At 62.0% G+C, this 7808-nt stretch carries 4 protein-coding genes; all 4 read left to right on the forward strand.

Features of this window, described 5'->3' with window-relative positions; genetic code table 11:
- Positions 1–248: 248 nt before the first annotated feature.
- The 4 genes from QPL98_RS13735 to tssM are packed head-to-tail and all read left to right on the forward strand — an operon-like array spanning position 249 to position 7527.
- On the forward strand, positions 249–1814 hold the full coding sequence (locus QPL98_RS13735) for a sigma-54-dependent Fis family transcriptional regulator (protein WP_303293433.1): 1566 nt from the start codon (positions 249–251) through the stop codon (positions 1812–1814).
- The gene (gene vasI, locus QPL98_RS13740) at positions 1811–2446 is read left to right on the forward strand and encodes a type VI secretion system-associated protein VasI (RefSeq protein WP_303293431.1); all 636 of its coding nucleotides are present in this window, start codon (positions 1811–1813) and stop codon (positions 2444–2446) included. Before QPL98_RS13735 ends, vasI begins: the two co-directional genes overlap by 4 nt.
- An 11-nt stretch (positions 2447–2457) precedes the next feature.
- Positions 2458–3906 (forward strand): type VI secretion system protein TssA, encoded by a 1449-nt coding sequence (tssA, locus tag QPL98_RS13745; protein WP_303293432.1) that lies wholly within the window; start codon positions 2458–2460, stop codon positions 3904–3906.
- Between the two features lie 27 nt (positions 3907–3933).
- Positions 3934–7527: a type VI secretion system membrane subunit TssM gene (gene tssM, locus QPL98_RS13750; RefSeq protein ID WP_153741737.1), complete on the forward strand. Its 3594-nt coding sequence runs from the start codon at positions 3934–3936 to the stop codon at positions 7525–7527.
- Positions 7528–7808: the final 281 nt, after the last annotated feature.

Consider the following 7808-nt stretch of genomic DNA (forward strand, 5'->3'; position numbering starts at 1 on the left):
TCGTAGCGCACCGTGGGGGATAGCTTTCCAAAACCCTGCGGAGCCATGGGTGAAGGGCGAAAGCCCTTCACGGGTTGGCCAGGGATGGCCAAGACAGGACCCTCACTGCGACGCAGGAGCAGTAAGCAGTGAGGGGCGGAGCGGAGCTTACAAGGATGTATTCACAGCGTGTTTTGGAAAGCCACCCCGCAGGATGCGCGGGCGACGATCTCCTAAGTAATTATTCTGGGAATGAAAGCATGGGAAGGATGCAGAAGGAACTGCACACCGGCATCGATCTGGCGGTGGCACTGATCAAACAGGACACACTGCCAGCGCTGTTGAACACCGCCACCCGCCAACTCGAAAGCGCCTTCGGGCTCAGCAAGTGCTGGGCGCTGGAACTCGACCTCAGCGGCCGGACCCTGCACTGCAGCAAACTGGACGAAGCGGGCGAGTTTGATTGTAACGACTTCAGCCACCCCTTTGCCCACGTGCTGCAGACAGGCCAGCCGCGGGAACTCACCCGTGCTGCCAGCTATCGCCTGGATCATGCCGGCTTCCAGACGCTCCTGGAACTCAGTGGCCGTCCAAGAAGCTTCTGGCTGGAGCCACTAAAAGGCGAAGATGGCCGCACCCTCGGTATGCTCGTGTTGTGCGGCGACCACCCGGACTGGCAGGGCATCGTCACGCAGCCACTTTACAGCGGCCTGAAGCAACTGCTGGTGCATCAATGGATCAGCCAGCTGCAAACCCGTGACCAGGTGTGGCAACGGCGGCTGCTCAAGCGCTCCCTGGACCACCTGCACGATGCCGAAAGCCTGCGCCAGCGCTGCAGCCAGTTAGCCTATACCCTGGTTGGCAATTCCGAAGCCATGACCCACCTCCGGGCCCAGGTGGTGCGAGCGGCTGGCAGCCAGCTGTCTGTGCTGATTCAGGGCGAAACCGGTTGTGGCAAAGATGTGGTGGCCCGGGGCATCCACGATATGTCCGACCGTGCCAGTGGGCCTCTGGTGGTGGTCAACTGTGCCGCCATCCCGGACACCTTGCTGGAGAGTGAACTGTTTGGTCACACCAAGGGTGCCTTCTCCGGTGCCGACCAGGCCAAAGAAGGTCTGCTGGCCCAGGCCAACGGCGGCACCCTGTTTCTGGATGAGATTGGCGATATGCCCATGGCACTGCAATCCAAATTGTTGCGGGTGCTGGAAAGCCGACAGTTCCGGCCATTGGGTGCCCGGGAAGAGCAACATTCGGATTTCCGCCTGGTGGCGGCCACCCATCAGCCGCTTCAGGAGGGCATTGAGGATGGCCGGTTCAGGCGGGACCTGTTCTACCGCCTCAGCCAGTTTCCCCTGCGCGTTCTGCCACTGCGGGAACGCAGTGAAGATCTGGAAGCGCTCAGCCGTCACTTCATCCGGCTCTACACTGAGCGCGAGGGCAGTGGCCCGCTGGGCATCAGCAGCCACGCCCTGAGCGCGCTGGCCGACTACAGCTTCCCGGGCAATGTCCGGGAACTGCGCAACATCATCGAACTGGCCTGTTTGCAGACCCCGGCCGGTGACGACATTCAGCCGGAAGTCCTGCGCCTGGACGATCTGTTTGCCGACTCCCCGGAGTCGACCATGGCCTTCGTGGAAGCCAAAACCATTCCGGGCGTACCTCCGGCCGATGATATCCGCGATCTGAAAGCCGCCGCCCAGGCCTTTGAGGCCGCCATCATCCGCGAACGTCTGCGCCAGTATGGCGGCAATCGCGCTCAGGCCGCGGAAAGCCTGGGCCTGCCAAAACGCACACTGGCCCATAAATGTCTGAAGTATCAGGTAACCGACGTATGACCCTGAAAGACCTGCACCGATTGCCCTTGATGGTTTTGTTGCTGGTGAGTGCCAGCAGTTGGGCTGATACCCGCCTGGCGGAAGCCCGGGCCTGCACTGAACAACCGAACCGGCTGGAACGTCTGGCCTGTTTTGATGAGGTGTTCGGTACGCCGTTGGCGCAGTACGAGGCCGGCCAGCATCCAGCATTGGTGAACCAGTCGGAGCGCTGGCGCAGGGTATTTGCACAGGCCAGCGGGAACGATGCCGGCGGGGTGGTCTATCGCGACACCGGCAGCGCGGCGGGTCATCTGGTGACGGTGACCGCGCTCGGGGTACAACCTCCACGCCCGGTGCTGTCACTGCAGTGCCACAACAACATCACCGAGCTGGCCATCATGCTGCCGGAGCCACTGGATCGCGAGCGAGTGGACGTAACTCTGGGGCCCCATCGGGCACACTGGCGGGTTCGGGATGAAGGTTTGGTGGTCAGCGCGGGTCGCGGCCTGCCCGCTATCCGCACCGTGCTGGATGTGGTCAACCAGCCGGATGTGCGCCTGCAGGCGGGGGTTCGGGAGCTTGATGGCCTGCTGTTTGACCTCAACGGCTTTGCTGAGGCGATCAAGCCTTTGCGCCAGGCCTGTGGCTGGTAAGGAGTGATGGCATGCAGGTGATTGAACAGCACCCTTACGTGGATCAGGTACTGAACGCGATTCCGGGTGACACCGGGGTAGGCGAAAGCCTGGCTGAAGACAGCACGCTGGAGTTTCTCGAAGACGAGATCATGAAAGTGGGCTCGCTGGCTCACAACGACATCGACTGGCACAAGGTTGAAAGCGAAGCACTGAAATTGCTGGCGGATCGCAGCAAGGACATCAAGGTGCTGGGTTTTGTCATGCTCAGCCTGCAACGTGGCGGCGATGGTGAACGGTTTGCCCTCTCGCTGCACCTGCTGCATCGGGTGCTGGACGACTGGTGGGAAAACGCCTGGCCCTATCCCGGTGCCAAGGGGCAGCGGGCCCGCAAGATGCTGTTTACCCAGATGCTGCAGCGGGCCCTGAAGGCGGTCGAGAGCCTGAACTTTGATGCCAGCGTAGGAGATGGTCGTCAGTTCTGTCTGGACCTGGTTGAAAAACTGGACACCCAGGCGAAAGACCGGGATTTGCCTGACGACGCCCTGTTCGACCTGAAGCGGGCCGTGGAAAAGTTGCCCAAGCCTGACCAGGCCACCGCGCCCCGGACGGCGTCTGAAAGCTCCCCGACAAACAAACAGGAGAGCACGGCCAGCTCATCGCCCTCCAGCTCGGCCAGTTCCAACACTACGGCCGCGTCGCTGGGCAATCTGACACTGGACCCGAGTAATGAGCGTGCGACCCGGCAGAGTCTGCTCAAGGTCGCCGAACTGCTGACCAGCAGCGAACCGGACAACGCCCTGGGCTACCGGATGCGTCGGTATGCCATCTGGCAGAGTATCACCAGCCTGCCGCCAACCCGGGATGGCAAGCGCACAGATCTGGCAGCCGTCAGCGCAGACCGGGTGGCCGAGTACAGGGAAGCTCTGGAGAAAACACCGGACCTGGAACTGTGGCAGCGCATTGAACAAAGCCTGTCGGTCAGCCCGTTCTGGCTCGATGGCCACTGGCTCAGCGCCCGGGCGGCCATGGCCCTTGGCAATACCGATTGCGCGGAGGCCATCCGGGAAGCCCTGAAAGCGTTTGTCGACCGCCTGCCGCAACTGGCCGAGCTCACCTTCAACGATGGCACACCGTTTCTCAGTGACGATGGTGCAGATTGGTTGCACACAGCCCCGGCAGCTGGCAAAGGAACGGGCGCAGGTGCCAATCCCTGGGAGCAGGCATTCGACGGTGCGCTTGAGCTGGTGCGGCAGAACAAACTGGCGCCGGCCATGGAACTGCTGGAGCAGGGTCTGGCCGATGCCCGGGAGCCGCGCGAGCGCTTCTACTGGCGCCTGGCCACGGCCCGGCTGCTCAAGGAAACCGGCCTGAAAGCCCTGGCCGCCGAACAGATTCAGGATCTGAAAAACCAGATCCAGGGGCGGGTTCTCGAAGACTGGGAACCGGCTCTTATAAAACAACTGGAACGACTGGCGTAACGCCCGCAAGACGCAACGAACGCAGGAATGGAAACCATGTGGAGAAAAGCATTACTCATTGGTCGTTGGCTTCTGCCCTACATCCGCAGCGCCGCCCCCGTCACCCTGGCTCTGGGGGTAATTGCCCTGCTGGTAGCCACCTGGTGGCTGGGGCCACGCCTGGAAATCAACGGCGACTACCCGTTGATGGCCTGGCAGATGCGTGCTCTGGTCACCCTTGGGGTGGTCCTGCTGGTGGTGATGGTCTGGGGTACCATGCTGGCCCGTCGCCTGGGTAAAGTGAACAAGGCCAAGGCCGAGGAGCAGCGGGAGCAGGAAGACCCGATTCTGCCCATGGAGCGTCGCCAACAGCGGTTGCTGGACCGCCAGCTGCAGGCGTTGAAAAGCAATCTGCCGGGTCGCAAGGGCCTGTACCGTCTGCCCTGGTATCTGGTGATGGGCCTGGAAGATGCCGGTAAGACCAGCCTGATTCAGCGTGCCGGGCAAACCTATACCCTGACCAACGTCACCCGTAACAACCGGGGCGACCGTAACCCGTTCAGTTTTGACTGGTGGATTGGCGACAACGGTGTCCTGATCGACCCGGATGGCGAACTGCTGAGCCAGAACCAGGGCGAGGGTGCCACCGGTGAAATCCAGAGCCGGCTGTGGAACCACTTTATCGCCTGGCTGGAACGCAGTCGGCCCCAGCGGCCGCTCAATGGCGTTATCCTGGCTGTGGATCTTGCGCGCCTGAGCGCCGCCAACGAACAGCAGCGTGAAGCCCACGCCATTCTGCTGCGCACCCGCCTGCGGGAGCTGATGGAACAGCTTGGGTCCCGGCTGCCGGTGTATGTGACCTTCACCAAGATGGATCTGATGTACGGATTTGCGCCGTTTGTCCGTACTCTCAGCAAGGCGGAGAAGGATAAGGCCCTGGGGTTCACCTTCAGGCTGGACGGCCAGCAGGATCAGGACCAGTGGCTGGAACAGTTTGCCGAGCGTTACGCCGATATGGTGGATGAGCTCACCGAACGCCTGCCGGACGTGCTGGCCAACACCCGTGATAACGAAGAACGGGCGGCGGCTTATTCGTTCACCCGCCAGTTGGCGGGCCTGAAGCCGGCCATGGAGCAGTTCCTGACGGATTTGCTGTCGGCGGATGCCTTCTCCACACCGGCACTGGTACGCGGCACCTACTTCACCTCGGTGTTGCAGGAAGGTGTGCCCGAGGACGCCTTTGTCTCCGCTGCTGCCCGGAACTACCAGATGTCCGACCCGATTCAGCCGGCCCAGCGTGGTGGCCAGTCTGCGAGCCTGTTCACCAAGGGGCTGTTCCCCGAAATCATCTATCCGGAGGCGGGCCTGGCAGGGGATAACCGGCGGGTGGTGCGCCAGCGTCATCGTCGGGTGGCCGTTGCCGCCGTGGTGGCTCTGGCCGCCGGTGCGGGCATGACGGCGGGCTGGCAGCACTATTTTCTCCAGAATGCCGAAGCGGCCGCCCAGGTGGAAAACCGGGTGAAAAGCTATCTGAACGACTGGCAGCCGGTTGGCTATGAGCCGGACACCACCGGCCGTAATCTGCTGCAACCGCTGGATGAGCTGCGGGATGCCACTCTGGCCTTCGGCGATTACCGCAAGGAGTGGCGGCTGGTGACCGATATGGGGCTGTACCAGGGGCACAAGGTGGGCCCGGAAGTGGATAAGGCCTACCTGAACATGTTGGCCTATCAATACCTGCCTGCGCTGATGTTTGGTGTGATGGAGGAAATGGGCCAGGCCCCGGATAACAGCACTGAGCGGCTCGAACACCTGCGCGTGCTGCGGATGCTTTACGATGCCAGCGGCCGCCGTACCGACATCGTGTCCGGTTACATGCGTGAATACTGGCAGGCCCGTTTCCCCGGACAGCGCGATGTACAGAATCGCCTGTATGGGCACCTGCAATACGCCATGGCCCACACCGACCTGTCGGACCTGGCAGCCAACGGCGACCCAACCGCCACTATGGCTCTGGCGCCCTTCCGCAGCAGTGTTGAATGGGCACAGCACGAGCTTGGTCGTATCAGCACCTCAGACCGCGTATACCGCGAGCTGGAGAATGAGGCCAGCCGTGATTTCCCGACCCCACTGGAACTGGCCCGCAGCTCCGGCCCGGCGTTCTCGACCGTGTTCACCCGCCTGGACAGTTACGGCGAGCCGCTTGCCGAGGATGTGCCGTCTGCTGAGGATCCACTTTCGATACCAGCGTTGTTGACCCGGGAGGGACTGGAAAAATGGTTCCTTCGGGAATCCGGATCGGTCACCGAACTGGCCTTGATTGACGCCTGGGTGCTGGGCCGTCGGGATGATGTTGATTTCAGCAAGGCCGATGAAGCCGAACTGCTGGCCAGCCTGCAAACGCTGTACGCCGAGCACTATGCCGAGGCCTGGCGCACAGCGCTGAGCCGGCTGGATATCCATCGGTTTGAGGATCTCAACCACGGCGTTCGTATTCTCGACAGCCTGACCAGCGGCCATCAGCCACTGGCCCGATTGCTGGCGCAGGTGCGGGAAAACACCCGCCTGATTCCGGTAGGTGAAGGCGAAGCGGAAGCCGCACGCAAGTTGCTTGAGCAATCTCCCCATTACCGCATGCTGCAGGACATCGAGCGCCAGTTCAGTGATCTGAACCAGCTTACCCGCAAGCAGGGTGAGGAGCCGTCTGGGCTGGAGGAAGTCATGCTGGTGGTGGGTGAGCTGCATGAATACATGCGAAACATCCAGGAATCCCCGGATACCGGCAAAGCCGCCCTCAGTGCCGCTCGTGCTCGCATGGGCCTGCAGGGCGCTGACCCTATCTTCACCCTGCAACGCATGGCCGGTCATCAGCCGGAACCCCTGAACCGGATACTGAACCGCCTGGCCACCGAAAGCTGGCGGGTGGTTCTGGACAGTGCGGTGGCCCAGTTGGAGCGTGACTGGTATCGCGAGGTTTACCAGCCTTTCCAGCAGAACCTGGCCCGGCATTATCCGTTTACCCAGGGGGCAGGGCGTGATGCTGCGCTGCAGGACTTCGAGCGCTTCTTCGCGCCGGACGGTATTCTGGAAACCTTCTACAACGACAACCTGAAGCTGTTCCTGGAAGACCATCCGGAACATGTGGGTGATGCCCGCCGGGCCAGCCTGGTGCGACGGGACGTGGTTGCTGCGCTTGATCGTGCCCGGCAGATTCGCCAGGCGTTTTTCACCCGCAGCGGTACGCTGGATGTGGAATTCGCGCTGGAACCCCTGAACCTCAGCAACAACAAACGTCGCTCGGTGGTGAATATCGATGGCCAGCTGGTGGAGTTCTCCCATGGTCCCAGCCAGAGCATTCCGCTGGTATGGCCGAACACCCTGCGGGACACCGTGGAGAGTCGGGTAACGCTGGTGCCGATCCAGGTTAACCGCTCGCCCCGGAGCATTTCCGAAAGTGGTCCCTGGGCACTGTTCCGGTTGTTGGGTAAGGCGGACATCACCGGTGTCAGCAGCAATGCGGTGGACGTGAAGTTCACGGTGGATGACGGGGAAATGCGTTATCGCCTGCACGCGGCCAGCAATACCAACCCGTTCACAGAGCAATTGCTCTCAGGGTACCGCATACCCCGCAGCTTGTATTAAACTGTGTTCCGTCGCCCGGGTATGTGTGCCCGGGTTGGCGGGAGCCGGCACCCGGATGGCGCAGGCTGAAAACGGATACATTCAATCTTCAGGGATCGAAGTCATGCCCCAGGCAAGCGGATTGCAGTTCACCGCCCGTGTAGGCGAATTCCCCTCGGATCACTTTGTCGTTGTCGGCTTCGCGCTGACCGAACGGCTGTCTGATCTGTTCCATGGCCGGTTACAGCTGGCCAGCACCGACCCGGATGTGGCCGCCGCCGATGTACTGGAACAGCCGGTAG

The sequence above is a fragment of the Marinobacter sp. ST-43 genome (assembly GCF_030541085.1).
Taxonomy (GTDB): Bacteria; Pseudomonadota; Gammaproteobacteria; order Pseudomonadales; family Oleiphilaceae; genus Marinobacter; species Marinobacter nauticus.